The 18,844-nt window shown below is 47.4% G+C and carries 16 protein-coding genes; 15 read left to right on the plus strand and 1 reads right to left on the minus strand.

Annotated features, from left to right (window positions below; translation table 11 throughout):
• The first annotated feature begins 40 nt into the window (after positions 1 to 40).
• From ppk1 to R0I52_RS05235, 5 genes are all read left to right on the plus strand, one after another.
• Complete coding sequence (ppk1, locus tag R0I52_RS05215; RefSeq protein ID WP_317053778.1) at positions 41 to 2,200, plus strand: polyphosphate kinase 1; 2,160 nt, start codon at positions 41 to 43, stop codon at positions 2,198 to 2,200.
• Positions 2,201 to 2,433: 233 nt separating this feature from the next.
• Entirely contained in the window at positions 2,434 to 2,622 is a 189-nt protein-coding gene (locus R0I52_RS05220) for a hypothetical protein (RefSeq protein ID WP_317053462.1), read from the plus strand.
• A 246-nt stretch (positions 2,623 to 2,868) separates the two neighbouring features.
• Entirely contained in the window at positions 2,869 to 3,120 is a 252-nt protein-coding gene (locus R0I52_RS05225; protein ID WP_075100567.1) for a hypothetical protein, read from the plus strand.
• A gap of 152 nt (positions 3,121 to 3,272) precedes the next feature.
• A complete protein-coding gene (locus tag R0I52_RS05230) occupies positions 3,273 to 3,662 on the plus strand; it encodes a hypothetical protein (RefSeq protein ID WP_317053463.1) in 390 nt (129 codons plus the stop codon).
• Positions 3,663 to 3,733: 71 nt separating this feature from the next.
• Positions 3,734 to 3,964: a hypothetical protein gene (locus tag R0I52_RS05235; RefSeq protein WP_317053464.1), complete on the plus strand. Its 231-nt coding sequence runs from the start codon at positions 3,734 to 3,736 to the stop codon at positions 3,962 to 3,964.
• On the opposite strand, the gene R0I52_RS05240 is transcribed toward R0I52_RS05235, so the two are convergent.
• Positions 3,965 to 4,666 carry a tRNA-(ms[2]io[6]A)-hydroxylase gene (locus tag R0I52_RS05240; protein ID WP_410524041.1) on the minus strand — a complete coding sequence of 234 codons (702 nt, stop codon included), beginning with the start codon at positions 4,664 to 4,666 and terminating at the stop codon, positions 3,965 to 3,967. It abuts the gene before it with no gap.
• A 540-nt stretch (positions 4,667 to 5,206) separates the two neighbouring features.
• On the opposite strand from R0I52_RS05240, the gene R0I52_RS05245 reads away from it, so the two are divergent.
• The 10 genes from R0I52_RS05245 (at position 5,207) to ispD (ending at position 18,788) form a co-directional block, all read left to right on the plus strand.
• Entirely contained in the window at positions 5,207 to 7,405 is a 2,199-nt protein-coding gene (locus tag R0I52_RS05245; RefSeq protein ID WP_317053466.1) for a malate synthase G, read from the plus strand.
• 620 nt (positions 7,406 to 8,025) lie between these two features.
• Entirely contained in the window at positions 8,026 to 9,087 is a 1,062-nt protein-coding gene (locus R0I52_RS05250) for a porin (RefSeq protein ID WP_100749806.1), read from the plus strand.
• Between the two features lie 187 nt (positions 9,088 to 9,274).
• A complete protein-coding gene (locus R0I52_RS05255; protein ID WP_100749805.1) occupies positions 9,275 to 10,909 on the plus strand; it encodes a CTP synthase in 1,635 nt (544 codons plus the stop codon).
• Positions 10,910 to 11,223: 314 nt separating this feature from the next.
• A complete protein-coding gene (gene kdsA, locus R0I52_RS05260) occupies positions 11,224 to 12,099 on the plus strand; it encodes a 3-deoxy-8-phosphooctulonate synthase (protein WP_317053467.1) in 876 nt (291 codons plus the stop codon).
• A gap of 36 nt (positions 12,100 to 12,135) precedes the next feature.
• The gene (locus R0I52_RS05265; RefSeq protein ID WP_100749803.1) at positions 12,136 to 12,390 is read left to right on the plus strand and encodes a heavy-metal-associated domain-containing protein; all 255 of its coding nucleotides are present in this window, start codon (positions 12,136 to 12,138) and stop codon (positions 12,388 to 12,390) included.
• Positions 12,391 to 12,674: 284 nt separating this feature from the next.
• Entirely contained in the window at positions 12,675 to 12,899 is a 225-nt protein-coding gene (locus R0I52_RS05270; protein WP_100749802.1) for a heavy-metal-associated domain-containing protein, read from the plus strand.
• A gap of 601 nt (positions 12,900 to 13,500) precedes the next feature.
• Positions 13,501 to 15,849 (plus strand): cation-translocating P-type ATPase, encoded by a 2,349-nt coding sequence (locus tag R0I52_RS05275; RefSeq protein WP_317053468.1) that lies wholly within the window; start codon positions 13,501 to 13,503, stop codon positions 15,847 to 15,849.
• A 319-nt stretch (positions 15,850 to 16,168) separates the two neighbouring features.
• On the plus strand, positions 16,169 to 17,485 hold the full coding sequence (eno, locus tag R0I52_RS05280; protein WP_105243948.1) for a phosphopyruvate hydratase: 1,317 nt from the start codon (positions 16,169 to 16,171) through the stop codon (positions 17,483 to 17,485).
• Between the two features lie 119 nt (positions 17,486 to 17,604).
• Entirely contained in the window at positions 17,605 to 17,913 is a 309-nt protein-coding gene (locus tag R0I52_RS05285) for an FtsB family cell division protein (RefSeq protein WP_100749800.1), read from the plus strand.
• A gap of 161 nt (positions 17,914 to 18,074) precedes the next feature.
• Positions 18,075 to 18,788: a 2-C-methyl-D-erythritol 4-phosphate cytidylyltransferase gene (gene ispD, locus R0I52_RS05290; protein ID WP_317053469.1), complete on the plus strand. Its 714-nt coding sequence runs from the start codon at positions 18,075 to 18,077 to the stop codon at positions 18,786 to 18,788.
• Positions 18,789 to 18,844 lie beyond the last annotated feature (56 nt).

Consider the following 18,844-nt stretch of genomic DNA (forward strand, 5'->3'; position numbering starts at 1 on the left):
CAATGATAAGCAGTATCAGACTGACAATAGCGCCACCGTGATGAGCATAAACGATGGGGCGCATGGGGAAAAAGAGGATGATCTCGCCCACATCGCATGGCAGCGGTTTGAGGATGGCAGTTATTCGCCCAGCAGTTATATCAATCGCGACCTGTCTTTGTTGCAGTTTCATCTGCGGGTACTGGCGCAGGCTGCCAGTCCGCGCCATCCGCTGCTTGAGCGTTTGTTTTTTTTGATTATTTTTTCATCAAATATCGATGAGTTTTTTGAAATTCGCGTGGCCGGTATCATGCAAAAGCTCAATATCGGTGATGTGTCGACCAGCGCGCACGGTATGCGGCCCAGTGAAGTGCTCAATGATATCTCTGCTGTAGCACATGAAGCCATCGCTGAGCAGTATCGCATTCTCAATGAAGACATCTTGCCTGCGCTGGCCAAAGAAGACATCCGTTATCTCAAACGTGATGAGCTAAATAGCGAGCAGTCGGCATGGATGAAGCGCTATTTTACCGAACAAGTCTCGCCTGTACTGACGCCGATTAGTATTGATCCTGCCCACCCGTTTCCGCGTTTGGTCAATAAAAGCCTCAACTTTATCGCCACCTTAGAGGGCAAAGACGCCTTTGGTCGTGATATCAATCTCGCCATCGTCCCAGCGCCGCGCAGTCTCCCACGTGTCATACGCTTACCTGATGAACTGACTGGTGGCAAAGAGCATCATGTCATGCTATCGGCCATTATTCATGAGCATATTGGCGAGCTGTTTCCGGGGATGAATGTCACCGGCTGTCATCAGTTTCGACTAACGCGTAATGCGGACTTGGACTTGGCGGACGATGTCGAGGATATCGCCAAAGCGTTAGAAGGTGAGCTTGAAAATCGCCGCTTCGGTGATAAGGTGCGCCTAGAGGTCACCACCGACTGCCCGACGCCCATCAGCGACTATCTGCTCAATGAGTTTGAGCTGCACGACAATCAGCTGTACCGTGTCAATGGCCCGGTCAACCTCACGCGTTTATTGTTTGACTTTAATATACCAGCGCTACGCTATCAGCCCTTTACGCAAGCGATACCCAAAGCGTTTCGCCGCGAAGAAAAAAAGCTGGACAAAACCAGTAGCATGTTTGCCGCCATGCGCAAAAGAGATGTACTGGTGCATCACCCTTTTCATGCATTCTCGCCTGTCGTCAACCTATTATGGCAAGCTGCCAACGATCCAAAAGTTTTGGCAATCAAGCAAACGCTGTACCGCTCAGGCACCAATTCAGAAATCGTCAAAGCACTGGCCGCTGCTGCTCGAAATGGCAAAGAAGTCACTGCCGTCATCGAGCTGCGCGCCCGTTTTGATGAAGCCTCAAACATCGCAGTCGCCAATTATCTGCAAGAAGCAGGGGCGGTGGTGGTGTATGGCATTGTCGGCTACAAGACCCATGCAAAACTGATGCTAATCATACGCCGCGAGGATGATCGCATTCGCCGCTATGTGCACCTAGGGACAGGCAACTACCATGCCGCCAATGCTAAGGTCTATACCGACTACGGTTTGTTTACCGCCGATCCTGATATCTCAGAAGACGTGCACAAGATATTTCAAGAGCTAACGGGTATGGGCAAGCCTGCCAATCTCAAAAAATTATTGCATGCGCCCTTTACCCTGCATGATAAGTTGATGAGTTTTATCGATGCTGAGATCGCTCACGCAAAGGCAGGCAAGCGTGCTCATATCATGGTTAAGGTCAATGCTCTAACGGAGCGTCGCCTGATCGCCAAGCTCTATGATGCCTCTCAAGCAGGGGTAAAAATTGAGCTGATTTTACGCTCAATGTGCTGTCTGCGTCCACAGGTCAAAGGTTTGTCGGAAAACATCACAGTACGCTCGGTGATTGGCCGGTTTTTAGAGCACACACGCATTTACTATTTTTATAATAACGGTGACGAGCGTTTGTATTGTGGTAGTGCCGACTGGATGGATCGTAACTTGTTTCATCGTGTCGAAGTGGCGTTTCCGATTGAAGATAAAAAACTGTTTCAGCAGATATATCAAGATGGTTTGATTAACTACTTACAAGACAATACCCAAGCGTGGACGCTTAATGGCGACGGCGTCTGGCAGCAATTACAGCCTGCTGCTGGCACGCCGCCACATGCCGCTCAAGAGCACTTATTAACGCTCATCAACGGGGTAGAGGCGTCGTCTTAACAACTCTCCAATATTGACTCAAACCAAACGCTGGCGATGACTGGCGTTTGGTTTTTTTATGGGTGCATTTGGGTACCGTTATTTGCGTGCTGCTGGTAGGAAGTTACAAACTGTCTTGTAACCTCACATTTATTCACACATTGATACCGCAGCACACTGGTGTCTGGTCGAGCCTTGTTTCTATAATAAAAATACACTCAATTATAAAAGCATAGGAAAAAAGGGAAGCCTCTATGAATAATAACGATACGACGCCTGATAATTCTGATACAAAATCAGACATCAAAAAAGCAGCCGAACAGGCAGACAGTCAAAAGATTCAGCAAAACCTCAAGGAAGACAAGAGAGTCGATGCGCCTAAACAGCTAAGCGAAGAAGAGCAAACCGCCTTCATCGAAGAGGATTTGCGTACAGATAAATAAGAGGATAACAAATAACAATAACAGGATAAATAGCTACTCCACTTAATAGGGCGTGTCCTCATTTTAAAAATGGTGATAAAAATGAGATAAGTCGCCGTCAAACAAGGAAGATAGCGCAGGTAATATCGAGATATTAATTAGCTATTTGACACCGTTTGGCCAGATTTAGCCATTTTTAGCCCATTTAGATGACTATCGATTAAATTGAGGACACGTCCACGCCAATACATACGTGAGGAATATAGCATGTCAGATAATACACGCCCGAATAATGAAGAAGCAGTACCGATCCACGATCCTGCCATCAAGCAGCCAGACAACCCAAAAGGCAGTTATGAAGGCCGAAAGTACCAGCCAAATATAGATGGGCCAGAACAAGCCTCACAGGAGACAGACGAAGTCTATGTCGACCCACGCAAAGAAGAAAACCTACCTGATGGCGGCAAAAACGTGGCTGATCTCAATGCTCATGATTTGAGCCAAAAAGGCAATGGATAGTTCGTTATCAATATAGGTTAGACCCATATAAGCTATTATGAAGCATAAGGTCGAGTGTTGAGCACGTTATTTTGTGGCCATGCTAAAGAAGTAGCTACGACCATCAAGTATTAACGAAAAACAATAACGATAAAAAAGACAAGGATAAAATGATGCAAACCAAAAATCCAGCATTAACCAAAACGCCCATAGATAATCGTAAAGATACGCTTGGTCGCCACGATATGAGCAATAATGGCAAAAAACATGATATCGAAGATCATGAAATTAAAGAAAACACGACAGAGAATAAAGGCACAGATACTTTTAAAGAGGGCATCGTAGAGACAGAGCATGTCAATGACGATGATAACCCTGCGCGCCAGCCAGATCGACGCGATCAAGAAGGCACTGCGTTTGATGATAACGTCAATGAAAGGGCCGTCAGTAGCGAAGCCCCTGATAGCCATAAGATTAACAATAAAAATCGCTATGCCACTGTCGATAATGCCCAGACACGGGTGTTAAACCCTGACGAAAAAGATCATAAAAAAGACAGATAGTTTTTTTATGAGCTAGGACACGTCCTTCATTCAATTGATTTACTTTCATCTTTCTATCATAAGGAGATGCTATGAATAACCCCAATGATCACTCATTAGAATCAGCAGAGACAGCACAATCGCCAAAACACCAGCAACATGAGCTAAAAGATGCTGACGATAATGACGGTATCGTGCCCAATGATGCGCTGCAAAAAGCCAATCCTGCGGCTGCAGAGCGTGTCACAGATGATCACGACCCGCACCACGTCGCCAAAGACCATAAACAGTATGATAGCCCGCTGATGGAAGACGACAAATAGCTAAGCGGGCGTGCCACTATGAAACCGTAGCTCGGTATCAGGGCTGGTGATAAGCTCTGCTTCTACTTCTCTAAAAAATGCCACTCGCTCATCGATATTCTCTGTCGATAGTGACTGTGCCAATGCCAAATAATCCTCAAAATGACGACTCTCTGACTTGAGCAAATAGCGATAGTATTTTGCCAATCGCTCATCATCAATCACCTCAGCCAATGCTGCAAAGCGCTCACAGGAGCGCGCTTCGATAAACGCGCCGATGATCAGCACGTCGATCATTGCCGCAGGCTCATAAGTGCGCTTGTGTTTGAGCATGCCTTTTGCATAGCGCCCCGCACTTAAGTACCGCCATTCTTGGCCACGCTCATTCATGATACCCAGCACTTGCTCATAGTGCAGCATCTCCTCACGTATCAGCTGCGCCAATTTGCGCTGCAAATCATAAGAAAACTCATAGCGAAATAGTAGATTCATCGCGGTGCCAGCGGCTTTTTTTTCGCAGTTGGCATGATCTTGAATGATCAAAGGTAGATCAGCGATAGCGGCGGCTACCCAGTCTGGTGTGGTGCGTGCACCCAAAAAACCATAAACCGCAGATAAATCTACTTTGTTCGGTGTGCGTAGCTGCGAGATATCTACGCTGTCTTCTCCTATACTGCCTTCTACTGTACTGTCGTCATGTATAGCATGGGAATTGGTTGGCATGGTCGGTTTACTCATAGTCTGTGTCATGGTCAAAAAGTATTGGATAAGATAAAAGGTTGTTTTAAAGGTTTAGGTTTGTCGCCTGAGCTTATTAAGTATTAACCATCGTTTTTATAATAAATTGACTATATAAAAGCTCAAAAAAACGATCACCACGATTTGAGGATAAACAGCCTAAGCGCCGATAGGCTGTAGGGTATCATTATTATACAACCCCAGTATTTACTTGGTGAATGGTGTTTTCTTGTTTATTTCTTTATTTGATAGTAGGATGATATTTTGTTTAGGCGGCATTTTGTTTGATGACTCAATAAAGGAGCGATCAAGGAGCGATGAGCGCCCATTCGAGATGGCAAACATTATAACAACTGCCAGCGCGATATAAAGCAGATATCACTATCGACGAAAAGGCACAGCTATCACGCAGATCACCCGCCAATATCAAGGACGCGCCATTTTAGAGAAATGCACGCCATCTACTACCGCTAAATGGTAGCAACTTCGTAGGTACACCCATCACAGATAGATAAGGATAACAGCATGAGCCAATCTTCTAACGCCAATCGGATTCAAAAAGGTATTCTTGCCATCGACCAGCAGTTGTATGACTTTATCGAAAACGAAGTGCTGCCAAAAGTCGGTGTGGACTCAGACAGTTATTGGTCAGGTTTTGAAAAAGTCATCAAAGAGTTCACGCCGCGCAACAAAGCGCTGCTTGCGACTCGTGACAGCATTCAAGCGCAAATCGATCAATGGCATCTAGACAATCCTGCCAAAGAAGGTGAGATTGATTTCCCAGCGTACAAGGCTTTTTTGCAAGAAATTGGCTATTTGTTACCAGAAGGCAATGACTTTACGGTAAGCACCCAAAACGTCGATGACGAGATTGCTCATATTGCAGGTCCACAGCTAGTCGTCCCCGTACGCAACGCGCGCTATGCGTTAAATGCCACCAACGCCCGTTGGGGCAGCTTGTATGATGCCTTGTATGGCACCGATGTCATCAGCGATGAAAATGGTCAAGAAGCGGGCAGCAGCTACAACCCCACGCGCGGCGCCGCCGTTGTTGCTTATGCCAAAGCCTTTTTGGATGAGCATTTTGCGCTAGCCTCAGGCTCCTATACCGATGTTACAGGCTTTAGCGTCGTCGATGGCAAGCTGGAAGTCAAGCTAGGTGATAGCAGCACTGAGCTAAAAGACGCCGAAAAATTCGTCGGTTATGTCGGCGAGGCAGATAGCCCTTCTGGTATTTTGCTCAAAAACAATGGCTTACATGCAGAGATTCAAATCGATGCCAGCCATCCAGTAGGTAAAGATGACCCAGCAAACATCAAAGACGTACTATTAGAGTCCGCCATTACCGCGATTCAAGACTGTGAAGACTCAATCGCTGCGGTCGATGCCGAAGAAAAAGTCGAAGTGTATCGCAACTGGCTCGGTTTGATGAATGGCGATTTGCAAGAGACGTTTGAAAAAGGTGGTAAAACCCGTACCCGTAAGCAAAACCCAGATCGTGAGTACACCACACCAGAGGGCGGCACACTGATCTTACCAGGCCGCTCATTGCTCTTGATTCGTAACGTCGGTCACTTGATGCAAAACCCAGCGATTTTGGTCGATTTGGGCAATGGTCAAGAGCAAATCTTTGAAGGCCTGATGGATGGTTTGATCACGCCACTATTGACGCTAAATGATCTAAAAGGCAAAAACGCGCTATCAAACTCACGCAAAGGCTCGATGTATATCGTCAAGCCAAAAATGCATGGCCCTGATGAAGTCAAAATGGCCAATGATTTGTTTAATGCGGTAGAGGACTTGCTTGGCCTAGAGCGCCATACGCTCAAGATAGGTATCATGGATGAAGAGCGCCGCATGACGGTAAACCTAAAAGAAGCCATCCGCCAAGCCAAAGAGCGCGTTATCTTTATTAATACCGGCTTTTTGGATCGTACAGGCGACGAGATGCATACCAGTATGAACGCAGGTGCCTTTGTACCCAAAGGCGAGATGAAGTCGCAAGCATGGCAGCCCGCCTATGAGCAGTGGAACGTCGATATCGGTCTAGAAACTGGCCTGCAGGGCGTGGCGCAGATTGGTAAAGGGATGTGGGCCAAGCCTGACGAGATGAAAGAGATGCTAGAGACCAAGGCGGCGCATCCAAAATCTGGTGCCAGTACCGCTTGGGTACCATCACCGACAGGCGCCACCTTGCATAGCATGCATTATCATCAAGTTAATGTCGCCGAGGTACAAGACAGCCTAAAATCGCGCGAGCGTGCTAGCCTAGACGATATCCTGACCATTCCATTGGCCAAAGATACCAACTGGACAGAGGAAGAGAAGCAGCAAGAGCTGGACAACAACGCGCAGGGCATCTTAGGGTACGTGGTACGCTGGGTAAACCAAGGCGTCGGTTGCTCAAAAGTGCCTGACATCAACGATGTGGGCCTAATGGAAGACCGTGCGACTTTGCGTATCTCAAGCCAGCATATCGCCAACTGGTTGCATCACGGTGTGGTCAGTGAGCAGCAAGTCATGGATACCATGAAGCGTATGGCGAAGATCGTCGATGAACAAAACGCCGGCGACAGTAGCTATCAGCCTATGGCAAGCAACTTTGAGCAGTCTTATGCCTTTAAAGCCGCCTGTGACCTCGTCTTTAAAGGACGCGAGCAGCCAAGCGGCTACACTGAGCCACTATTGCACCAAGCACGCTTGGATCTAAAAGCCAACGTCTAAGCCAGTGTGCTTTGCTGTCTCATTGCATCGGCATAAAAGCTGTGTCGATGCATGTATATATTGCTACATGGCTATATTGACCCGATGTCGATAGTAGGTCGATAGTAGATAGCGATAATGCTGTTTCGCTTATAAGCGCTACTTATCAGTGAATAAGTAGCGTTTTATTTTTGTACACAATACAGTGGCTATAATAGAGTGGTTTGTCATAAAACTTACGATAAACCATTGGTATTTAAGCGCATTGTATGGCTATTTTTTTCAACGTCTGAGCGCTATAAAAGATATGGAGTGCGCCAGATATCGCGTTAAAAGTACAAAAAAATATGTTGCAAATTATGTCAAAGTTGTTATGCTTGTACTCGAAGTATGAGTTTGGTAACGGATGTTACGCAGCAGAAGGATAAAGACCAACGTTTACATGGCAGTTACTTTTTTTGATGCTGGTTATGTAAGTCATGGTTTTTTCATCTTACTGTAATAAAACTTCGCCACACTTGTTTCTGACTAATCTCGGTAGCCAGTTACACATTATATCTTTGAGGATTTGTGACGATACCAATTGGGCACCAGCTAATAATAGCTCGCTCATTACTACAATTGTAAAGTGGAGATACCCCATGAAAAAACTACTTTTAGCTACAGCCGTTGCTGCTCTATCTGTTTCTGCAGCCAATGCCGCTCCAACTGTCTACGGTAAAGGCTTCTTAACTTTAGATGTAAACACTGGTGACAATGACACAACTACAACGACTTATAACACTGATGGAAGCGTTGATAGTGTTGTTAAAACTTCAGTAGACGCTGATGGTCGTAGCCAATTAAACTCAAATGCTTCACGTATTGGTTTAAAAGGTTCTGAAGCACTAACTGCAAACACTGACTTAGTTTATCAACTAGAGTACGGTATCGATATTGACGCTGGTGATGCTTTTGTAGATGCCGACGGTGGCCGTATGGAGAAGTCTGATCAGTTTTACTCACGTGACACTTATCTTGGTTTGAAAAACGCTCAGTACGGTACATTGCTTGCTGGTCGTCTATCAGCTATCGATGACTACGTAAACTTTGCTAACGTGACTCAAGGTGGCGTACTAGGTGGTGATGTCGTACTTGCAAGCTTTGACGCACCGCGTACTAACAACACTTTCAACTACTTCTCGCCTAACATCAATGGCATGCAGTTCATGGCGATGTACGCCATGGATGAAGACAACAATACTGATACACTAGGCCGCGATGCGTTTGGTGTTGGTGGTAAATACGAAGCAGGTCCAATGAACGTTGGTGCTACGTACATCCAAGCAGGCGACTTTAAAGTTGCTCGTGTCAGTGGTAACTATGCTATCAGCCCAGTAGTGACACTAGGCGCTCTATATCAAAACACTGATTTTGACAGTGATGACAACGAAAATGCATTCACTATCAGTGGTGAGATGGCGACAGCGACTCCTTGGACTGCCTATGCTCAAGGTGATTTCGTAAACAACGTTGGTGGTGCTGACGATGCTGAAGCTTTCCGTGCGGTAGTAGGCGGCAAATATGCGTTTAACGCGGCAACGACTGGTCACCTATATGGTGCTTATTTAAGCTCAGAGGCTACAGTAACTGCACCTCTTGTAAAAGTTGAGAGCGAGTTTGATGGTTTTGGTATCGGTGGTGGTATCGAATACAAATTCTAATCTAACCATTAGAATCTAAATAAAAAACTCATCCTTCGGGGTGGGTTTTTTTGTTGTATGTATTATTTGTGACAAAAGTCTACCGCTGAGGTAGAAAACAAGAGTTTCAGACAGTTTGCATTTTTGCCCTATATTTTATGGCGTATTTTTAGTAAAATCCTTCTTTACCAATTACCGAAAGAGTACTATGACCAAGTTTATATTTGTGACCGGTGGGGTAGTGTCCTCACTAGGAAAAGGTATCACCGCCGCTTCTCTTGCTGCGGTCTTAGAAGCGCGTGGCGTGACTGTCACGATGACCAAGATGGATCCGTATATCAACGTCGATCCAGGTACGATGAGCCCATTTCAGCATGGTGAGGTGTTTGTCACCGAAGATGGCGCAGAGACGGATTTAGATTTGGGCTATTATGAGCGCTTCTTACGCCATTCTAAGATGACTAAGAGCAACAACTTTACCAGTGGTCGTATCTATCAAAACGTGCTAAACAAAGAGCGCCGCGGTGAGTATCTGGGCGGTACCGTACAGGTCATCCCGCACATCACTGATGAAATCAAAAGTAAGATTCTTGCCAGTGGCGAAGGCTACGATATCGCCATTATCGAGATTGGCGGTACAGTCGGTGACATTGAGTCGCTGCCATTTATGGAAGCGGTACGTCAGATGCAAGTAGAGCTTGGTCGTAATCGCGCTATGCTCATGCATTTAACGCTGGTGCCTTATATTGCCAGTGCCGGCGAAACCAAAACCAAGCCGACCCAGCATTCAGTCAAAGAGCTACGCTCTATCGGTCTGCAGCCAGATATTCTCATCTGCCGCTCTGAGCACCATATCTCGCAAGACAACCGCCGCAAGATTGCGCTGTTTACCAATGTCGAAGAGCGCGCAGTCATCATGTGTGAAGATGCCCAAAGCATCTATCAAATCCCGCGCACGCTACATGAGCAAGATCTTGATGATCTAATCTGCGAGCGTTTTGGTCTTGATGTACCAGAAGCGGACTTGAGCGATTGGGACAAAGTGGTCGAAGCCCAGCTCAACCCTGAAGCGGTAGTGACGGTGGCGATGGTCGGCAAATATGTCGAGTTACCAGACGCTTATAAGTCAATCAACGAAGCGTTGCTACATGCCGGTATCGTGCACCAGTCAGATGTCAAAATTGACTATATCGATGCTGAGCTACTAGAGACGGACGATGAGCTGTATGCGCGTCTAAACGATGCCGATGCGATTTTGGTACCAGGTGGTTTTGGTGAGCGCGGTACCACTGGTAAAATGAGAGCCATCACTTATGCCCGCGAAAACAAAGTGCCGTATCTGGGTATCTGTCTGGGTATGCAGCTGGCGGTGATTGAATACGCCCGTAATGTGCTGCATATCGATGCCAACTCTTCTGAGTTTCATCGTACTGCCGCTGAGCCTATCATCGGGCTGATCACTGAATGGCTAGATGAGCGCGGCGAGCTACAGATTCGTAGCGATGACTCAGACCTTGGCGGCACGATGCGCCTAGGCGCGCAACAAGCGGAGTTGGTTGCTGGTAGCAAGCTATCACAGATCTACGGCACCAAAAACATCACTGAGCGTCATCGTCATCGTTATGAGATGAACAATCGTTATATCGAGCCACTAGAGCAAGCGGGTATGAGTATCTCGGGTTATTCTGCCAAACAGCATTTGGTTGAGTCGGTTGAGATTGCAGATCATCCATGGTTTATCGCGGTACAGTTCCATCCTGAGTTTACCAGCTCGCCTCGTGGTGGCCATCCGCTGTTTAATAGCTTTGTCAAAGCGGCAAAAGACTATAGCGAAACGAAGTAGCGGTTAGTTTAGTAGGAAGTAACCGCTGCTTAGTAGAGAGAGTTGCTACTATTAAAAAAGCTATGAGTGACCGAGTAAGAATTGTGCTCGCATCAATCATAAATGCTATGCGATAACAGTATTACTGTAAAAAGACTGATCTTCGGATTGGTCTTTTTTGCTTTTATACATGCAGGGGGTTATGCCTAGCTGGTCGAGCAGTGACAATAACAATGCTTGATCATGTCTAATTACGCTAGGATACTTTCTTTCATTGGGTTATCGGTTACAATATCAGGCAGAGACATCACTATAATAAAGAGGAAAACAGCGGTATGGACAATCTAACCACAGCGCAATCGCATATCACGCTCACCACCTCCAGTCACAGCACCATCACGATCGGTAATGATCAGCCGTTTGTGTTGTTTGGCGGTATGAATGTCTTAGAATCGAAAGAGATGGCGTTTGAGATTGCGGAGCAGTATGTCGAGATATGTCAGCGTTTGGGCATCGGCTATGTGTTCAAAGCCAGCTTTGATAAAGCCAATCGCTCTAGTTTGCATTCTTATCGAGGCCCAGGCTTAGAAAAAGGCGTCGACTGGCTGGGGCAAATCAAAGAAAAGTTTCAAGTACCGATTATCACCGATGTACACGAGCCGTATCAAGCCGCACCGGTCGCAGAGGTCGCCGATATCATTCAGCTGCCTGCGTTTTTGTCGCGTCAGACTGATTTGGTGCATGCGATGGCAAAGACAGATGCCATCATCAATATCAAAAAAGCGCAGTTTTTAGCGCCGCATGAGATGCGTCATATCATTAATAAATGCTTGGAAGGCGGTAATGATAAGCTCATACTTTGTGAGCGCGGCAGTGCCTTTGGTTATAACAATTTGGTCGTGGATATGCTCGGGTTTGATACCATGAAACAAATGAATGTACCGGTGTTTTTTGATGTGACCCACAGTTTGCAGCAGCCAGGCGCGCGCAGTGACAGTGCTGGCGGCCGCCGTGAACAAATCACCACCCTTGCCCGTGCAGGGATGGCAACGGGACTGGCGGGGCTGTTTTTGGAGGCGCATCCAAACCCAGAGGTGGCAAAATGTGATGGCCCCTGTGCGCTCAGAACCAGCCAGTTGGAGCCGTTTTTGCGTCAGCTTAAGCAGATTGATGACTTGGTCAAAGGTTTTGAGGTATTAGATACTCACTAATACCGTCAATGGAATCCATGATAGGAGGATAGGATAATGGCGATTCAGACAGCACAAGTCAGCATCGAAAACATCGATGATGCCGAAGGCTTGGACAGTGTGATGACCGCGCTGAAAAACATCACAGGGGTGACCGCGATAGAGCTGGATGCGGCAAGCAGTATAGCAACCGTGCGTTATGATGATACCGATACCAGTATTCATGCCTTAACGGCGGCGATTAGCATGGTTGATTATGTGACGCAGCCATATCCTATCGATGCACCGCAAAATCCACGCTATCATGATTAAAAGTTATCATAATTAAAAGATACTGACGTCGCAAAGTGAGCGTCGGGCATCGCCTGCTGGACAAAGTCAATCCAATATAAAAACGACGTGACAGCCGTGGATCTGATTTATTTGGATTTGATTATATAAAGCTTGATTATATAAAGTATGAAGGCGTTAGATAATAAAGTCATACCAAAGCGCCTTGTTGTTGGCTCTGATAGGGCTTATGCTAGGACACGCCCTTAGTAAATGACTGTATTTACTTTAAACTAGGTTAATTATATAACAATAAGGAGGCCCTCATGGCAACCCAGACTCGTATTATCAATATCGATGGCATGACTTGTGGCGGCTGCGTGGCAAGCGTTCATACAGCCACAGGTGATATCGACGGTTTAGATACCATGACTGTCGATTTGGCTGACAAGCTGGCAACGGTGACATTTGATGATAGCAAAACCAGCGCAGAAGCCATTGCCGCCGCGATCGAAGAGGCAGGTTTTGATGCAACCGTCGCCAACTCATAAGTCTTACCGCTTTAACGCAAAACCAGCTGTCATGGCTGGTTTTTTTTCATGAGAGCCTTGCGGTCAGTCTACTTGCTTTGACAACTTTGCTAAGCATGGCTGCAGGGCTTGAATAGAGAATAGTCGTAGCCATTTACTAGGTATGAGGCAATAGCCACGCTTGAGTAGGATTTATCTCTCATTAGATTAGGGCGTGTTCTTATTTTTATCATTGAGCCACTATAAAATAAATACAGTGCGACTGGGAGTAATTTTGCGCAGCCTCTGTCTGCGTAGGCACAGCAAGCAAGAAAAATTAATACCAGTCGCGCGTGATAAAACCATGTACTTCTTTTATTTAAGATTGACCCTATCATTCATGTTGAGAATGAGGACACGCCCCAGCATAGTCTATTTGCCTGCAGACGCTTTTTTCTGATTTTGACGTCTGATATTTAGATTTTTCACCGATTTTATTATACATTTATAAACGCTATAGTCCGCCTACCCAAAACGAAGCGCCTGTCATTTAAGAGATGGCAGTTGCCTTTATAGATGCCTTGGCCGCTTTTAGAGTAAACCGACTATGTAATGCGCTATAACGCAACCACGAGTTTTATTTATGAAAGATTCTACCCGCACCAGTACTGACCCGTCTTATGAGGTGGCGACTGATATTGAGTCCAAGACTGCGATAGCGCCTGAGCGTGCCCACTTGCAGCTGGCGATCGATGGCATGACGTGTCAGGCGTGTGCTTCGCGGATTGAGAAGGTACTTAGCAAAAAGCCGGCGGTATATGAGGCAAGTGTGAACTTCGCTGGTGAGACTGCCAATATCGATTATGATCCGGCGCAGACCACCCCCGAGCAAGTCACAGAATGGGTCAACAAAACCGGCTTTGTCGCCAATCTGCAAGCCGATGACAGCTTGTTTGCACAGACGGATAAAGACACTGCAACCGAGTATCCATGGCGCTTGATCGGGCTATGGATTTGTCTGTTGCCGTTTTTGGTTGGTATGGCGGGTATGCTAACGGGGTTTGGTATGGCGTGGATGCCGCCTGTTTGGATTCAGTTTGTCCTAGCCACCATTGTCCAGTTTGGACTGGCATTGCCCTTTTATAAAAGTGCGTGGGCGTCTATCAAAGGCGGCCTTGCCAATATGGACGTGCTGGTGGTCATCGGTACGGTGACTATTTGGGCGTATTCTACTTATCTGTGGTTGACTCATGGCGATGGCACGTTAAGTAGCCTATTGCAAAGTGGATATGCTGGCGGACATGGCCCTGCTGTGTATTTTGAAGCCGGGGTGATGGTTATCGCCTTTGTGCGAACGGGTAAGTATTTGGAGGAGCGCACCAAAAAGCACAGCCTAAACAGTATCGATTTATTGTTGTCACTGACGCCAGATGAAGTAGAGCAGCAGCAGCCCAACGGCGACTTTCATAATGTCGCATTGCAGGCGGTGCAAGTCGGTGACATCCTGCGTGCCAAGCAAGGCAGCCGTGTGGCGACCGACGGGGTGGTCATAGATGGCGGCGGCTGGTGCGTGGAGAGTCATCTGACGGGCGAGTCTGTGCCCCTCAAAAAACAAATAGGCGACGAGCTGCTGGCAGGGGCATTGGTTGAAAACGGCAGTTTGCTGTATCGCGTCAGTGCCAAAGGCAGCGATACCCAGCTTGGCGATATGGTCAAAGCCCTTAGCGACGCCCAAGGCTCAAAGGCTGACTTGGCAAGGCTTGCCGATAGAGTGACGGCTGTTTTTGTACCAGTGGTGGTGACCATCGCTTTGGCTACTTTTGGGCTAACGTGGTGGCTGACCGGCATGGTGGATACCGCCTTGATGCATGCGGTGTCGGTATTGGTTATCGCGTGTCCTTGTGCGCTCGGTCTGGCCACGCCTGCGGCTATCATGGCGGGCATGGGCGTGGCCGCGCGCCATGGCGTTTGGTTTAAAGACGCGCAAAGCCTCGAGGCGGCAGGCAATATCGACACGGTCGTGCTTGATAAAACCGGCACATTGACTGTCGGTAAGCCGTCTATCGTCGAGCATGTCATGGTGGACAACTCTATCGCTGTCGATGATGTGCTACAAATTGCGGCAAGCGTTGAAGCGCATGCCAGTCACCCCTTAGCGACCGCCTTGATCAATGCTGCGGCCGAGCGTCATTTGCCACTGATGAATGTCACTGACATCAGTGTCATCAAAGGCGCGGGTATCCAAGCCAATATCGAAGGCTTGGGTCTGGTAAAAGTCGGCACGGCAGAATTTGCCAATCTAACTTTGCCCAAATTTATGCCAAAAGTATGGCAAATTGCCAGTACCGTGGCGCTTAGTATTAATGACGAACCAATCGGGGCGTTTGCTTTGGCAGATGATCTAAAGGCAGACACCCCGCAGGCGATAGCGGCGTTACAAGAGAGCGGCATCCAAGTCATCTTGATGAGTGGTGATAAGCAGTCTGTGGTCGATCACGTGGCAGGGCAGCTGGGCATCGACAAGGCATATGGCCAAATGAGCCCGCGGGATAAAGCCAGTCAAATCGCGCTGTTGCAAACTGCAGGCCATAAAGTGGCCATGGCAGGTGATGGCGTCAATGATGCGCCAGCAATGGCCACTGCCGATGCCAGCTTTGCCATGTTTGAGGGTACTGATGTCGCGCAGCATAGCGCCTCCGCTCGCTTGATGGGCGAGTCGCTGATGCATATCGATGCGGCCCAAAAAATCGCCAACTCCACACTGCGCAATATCAAGCAAAACTTATTTTTTGCGTTTCTTTATAATACGCTGGGCATACCGCTGGCAGCGTTTGGGTTTTTAAACCCGATGATTGCCGCGGCGGCAATGGCGTTGAGTTCCATCTCTGTCCTGATGAACGCGCTGCGTTTGACCCGTTTTCGCACTGAAGTTGAGCTAGATAATACCGTCTCTACTCATCACACTGATGATAAGCGCTTGCCAAGTGCATAAGTCTTTTAGGGCAGTCACTTTAGCCGATATCGCCGTGAGCCAGATAGGCGGATAACCGAGCGTTTGTATGACTTTATGAGCGTCAGTCGGTGTAAGAGAAGGGAAGTTTGGCGAAATTTATGCTATGATGCCACGTACGATAGCCGCTCATGAAAGCCGTAAATAAACGCTTGATTTTGTCCAAACCCAGCCGATTATACTAAGTAGGCAAGACAGGTTTGGGTCTGCGCTATACGATATTTTATTTTATCTTTTTTGTATTCTAGTTGCCGTTATTTACCCCACAAACTTGGCATGACCAAAGGAATTAACAGACATTATGTACGCTGAAGAAACCACCAACGTCACCGCAATTAAAGACATTCGCGCCCGTGAGATTTTAGACTCGCGCGGTAACCCAACCATCGAAGCTGACGTCATTTTGGCTGATGGTACTATCGGCCGTGCTGCTGCACCAAGTGGCGCGTCTACTGGCTCACGTGAAGCCCTCGAGCTACGTGATGGCGACAAAGATCGCTACATGGGCAAAGGTGTCAAAAAAGCCGTGGCCAACGTCAATAGCCAGATCCGTAGTGCGCTTATGGACAAGGACGTCACCGAGCAGCAAGCCATTGATGATGCGATGATTGCATTAGATGGCACAGAAAACAAAGACAACCTTGGCGCAAATGCCATGCTAGCAGTCTCTCTTGCCACGGCAAAAGCCGCTGCTAAGTCACAAAGCTTGCCACTGCATCAATACATTGCCAACTTGCGCAATCAGACATCATTGACCATGCCGGTACCGATGATGAATATCCTAAACGGCGGCGAGCATGCCGACAACACCGTTGATATCCAAGAGTTTATGATTGAGCCAGTTGGTTTTACCAGCTTCTCAGAAGCCCTGCGCGCGGGTACAGAGATTTTCCATAGCCTAAAGTCTGTCCTAAAATCACAAGGCCTCAATACTGCGGTCGGCGATGAAGGGGGTTTTGCACCCAACCTGCGTAGCAACGAAGAGGCCATCACTGTCATCATGCAAGCGATCGAGCAGGTCGGCTATAAGGCTGGTGAAGAGATTCATTTGGCGTTAGATTGTGCGGCTAGTGAGTTCTATAAAAACGGACAATATGTCTTGGCAGGTGAGGGCAACAAAGCCTTTGATAGTCAAGGCTTCTCAGACTACCTCGTAGGCCTGACGCGTCAATATCCGATCATCTCTATCGAAGATGGCCTTGATGAGTCAGATTGGGACGGCTGGAAGTACTTAACTGAGCAAATCGGTGATAAAGTTCAGTTGGTTGGTGATGATTTGTTTGTGACCAACCCTGCTATCTTGCAAGAAGGTATCGACAAGCACATTGCCAATGCGATTTTGATTAAATTTAACCAAATCGGCACGCTGTCAGAAACCCTAGACGCCATTTATCTGGCGAAGAAAAATGGCTATGCGACGATTATCTCGCATCGCTCAGGTGAGACAGAAGACAGCACCATTGCAGACTTGGCAGTCGGTACCGCCGCCGGTCAAATCAAAACAGGCTCACTATGTCGCTCGGATCGTGTGGCAAAGTATAATCAGCTATTGCGTATCGAGCAGCAAGTACGCGCCAGCTACCGTGGCCGTGAAGAGTTTATCGGCCTACGTGGCTAAACGCTCTCATAGTTACAGCTGATAAGTAAGTGTATGCTGGACGATAGGCTGCTTTTGCGGTATCGTTCAGCATACCGAGCTGTGTTGATTCTCTCTGTCTTATTTGGCGCAAACCCTTTATGAAATACTTTAGCCAATTTATGCTACTTGCCTTAGCCGTTGCAGTGCTTTTAGGTCTGCAATATCAGTACTGGCTGGGTGAAAATGGTCATTTTGAGCATCAAAAACTGCTGACACAAATCGAAGAGCAGCAGCGCTTAAATGACAATCAAGTATCAGCAAATAATTTATTGCGTACGGATGTTCATGACCTAAAAAATGGTCTTGAGGCGGTAGAAGAGCATGCTCGTTTAGACTTAGGTCTTATCAAACCCAATGAAACCTTTGTACAGGTGTCCACGGCGCCGACGACGCACAGTCGTTATTAAGGTGGGCGCATTAAGCCAGCCGTTTGGCCATACCTTGTTCTTTTCATTATAATTACGATGACATATAGATAGTTTTTAACCCCTTCTTTTTTTATCTTCCTCTCTTTTTTTTAGCGACACATCATGGCTCGCCGTGATTTTCCTTTGATAGGCCTTGGCTCATGAATACCACTCCTCGCATACATGCCATGATCGTTGCTGCTGGTCGCGGCAGTCGCTTTGGTGCTTCTATGGCCAAGCAGTATACCTTGTTTCAAGGCCAGACATTGCTGCAGCATAGCGTGGCGCGGCTCGCTTGTAGTGCCTTTATCGAGCAGTGCTGGTTGGTCATCGCTGCAGACGACACCACCGCGCAAACGCTCGATTTTACCATGCCGGTACAATATGCCACTGGCGGTGCTGAGCGTTGGCAGTCGGTGCAGGCGGGCGTGGAGGCCATTCGGCAGTCGGGTGCTGCAGACACCGATTTGGTCTTGATTCATGATGCTGCGCGCCCAGCGGTGCCCAGCTGTGATATTGATAAAGTCATTACGGCAGCGATGCATGAACCGTATGGCGCCATCTTAGCGACGCCAGTCGCTGATACTCTCAAGCACTCCTATACGCAAGACGCGGGGCTGCCTGCTTATGTTGCGCAAACGCTTGATCGCAGCAATATATGGCAAGCACAAACGCCGCAAGTCTTTCGATTAGATCAGTTAAGAAAAGTCCTACAGCATGTCAGTGAACAGCAGATAGCAATCACGGATGAAGCCAGTGCTTTTGAGTCTCTGAGGCTGCCTATTCGTTTGGTAGCTGGCAGTCGCCAAAACATCAAATTGACGTATCCTGATGATGCTGTCTTGCTTTCTGCTATCTTGAGTCTGCAAGCTTAGTAGCTTTTACCTGGCAAGCCTTTACGTAGACGCTAGAACCATCAGCTTATTAAACC

Origin of the sequence: Psychrobacter sp. CAM01 (assembly GCF_032842965.1) — a bacterium.
GTDB lineage: Bacteria > Pseudomonadota > Gammaproteobacteria > Pseudomonadales > Moraxellaceae > Psychrobacter > Psychrobacter celer.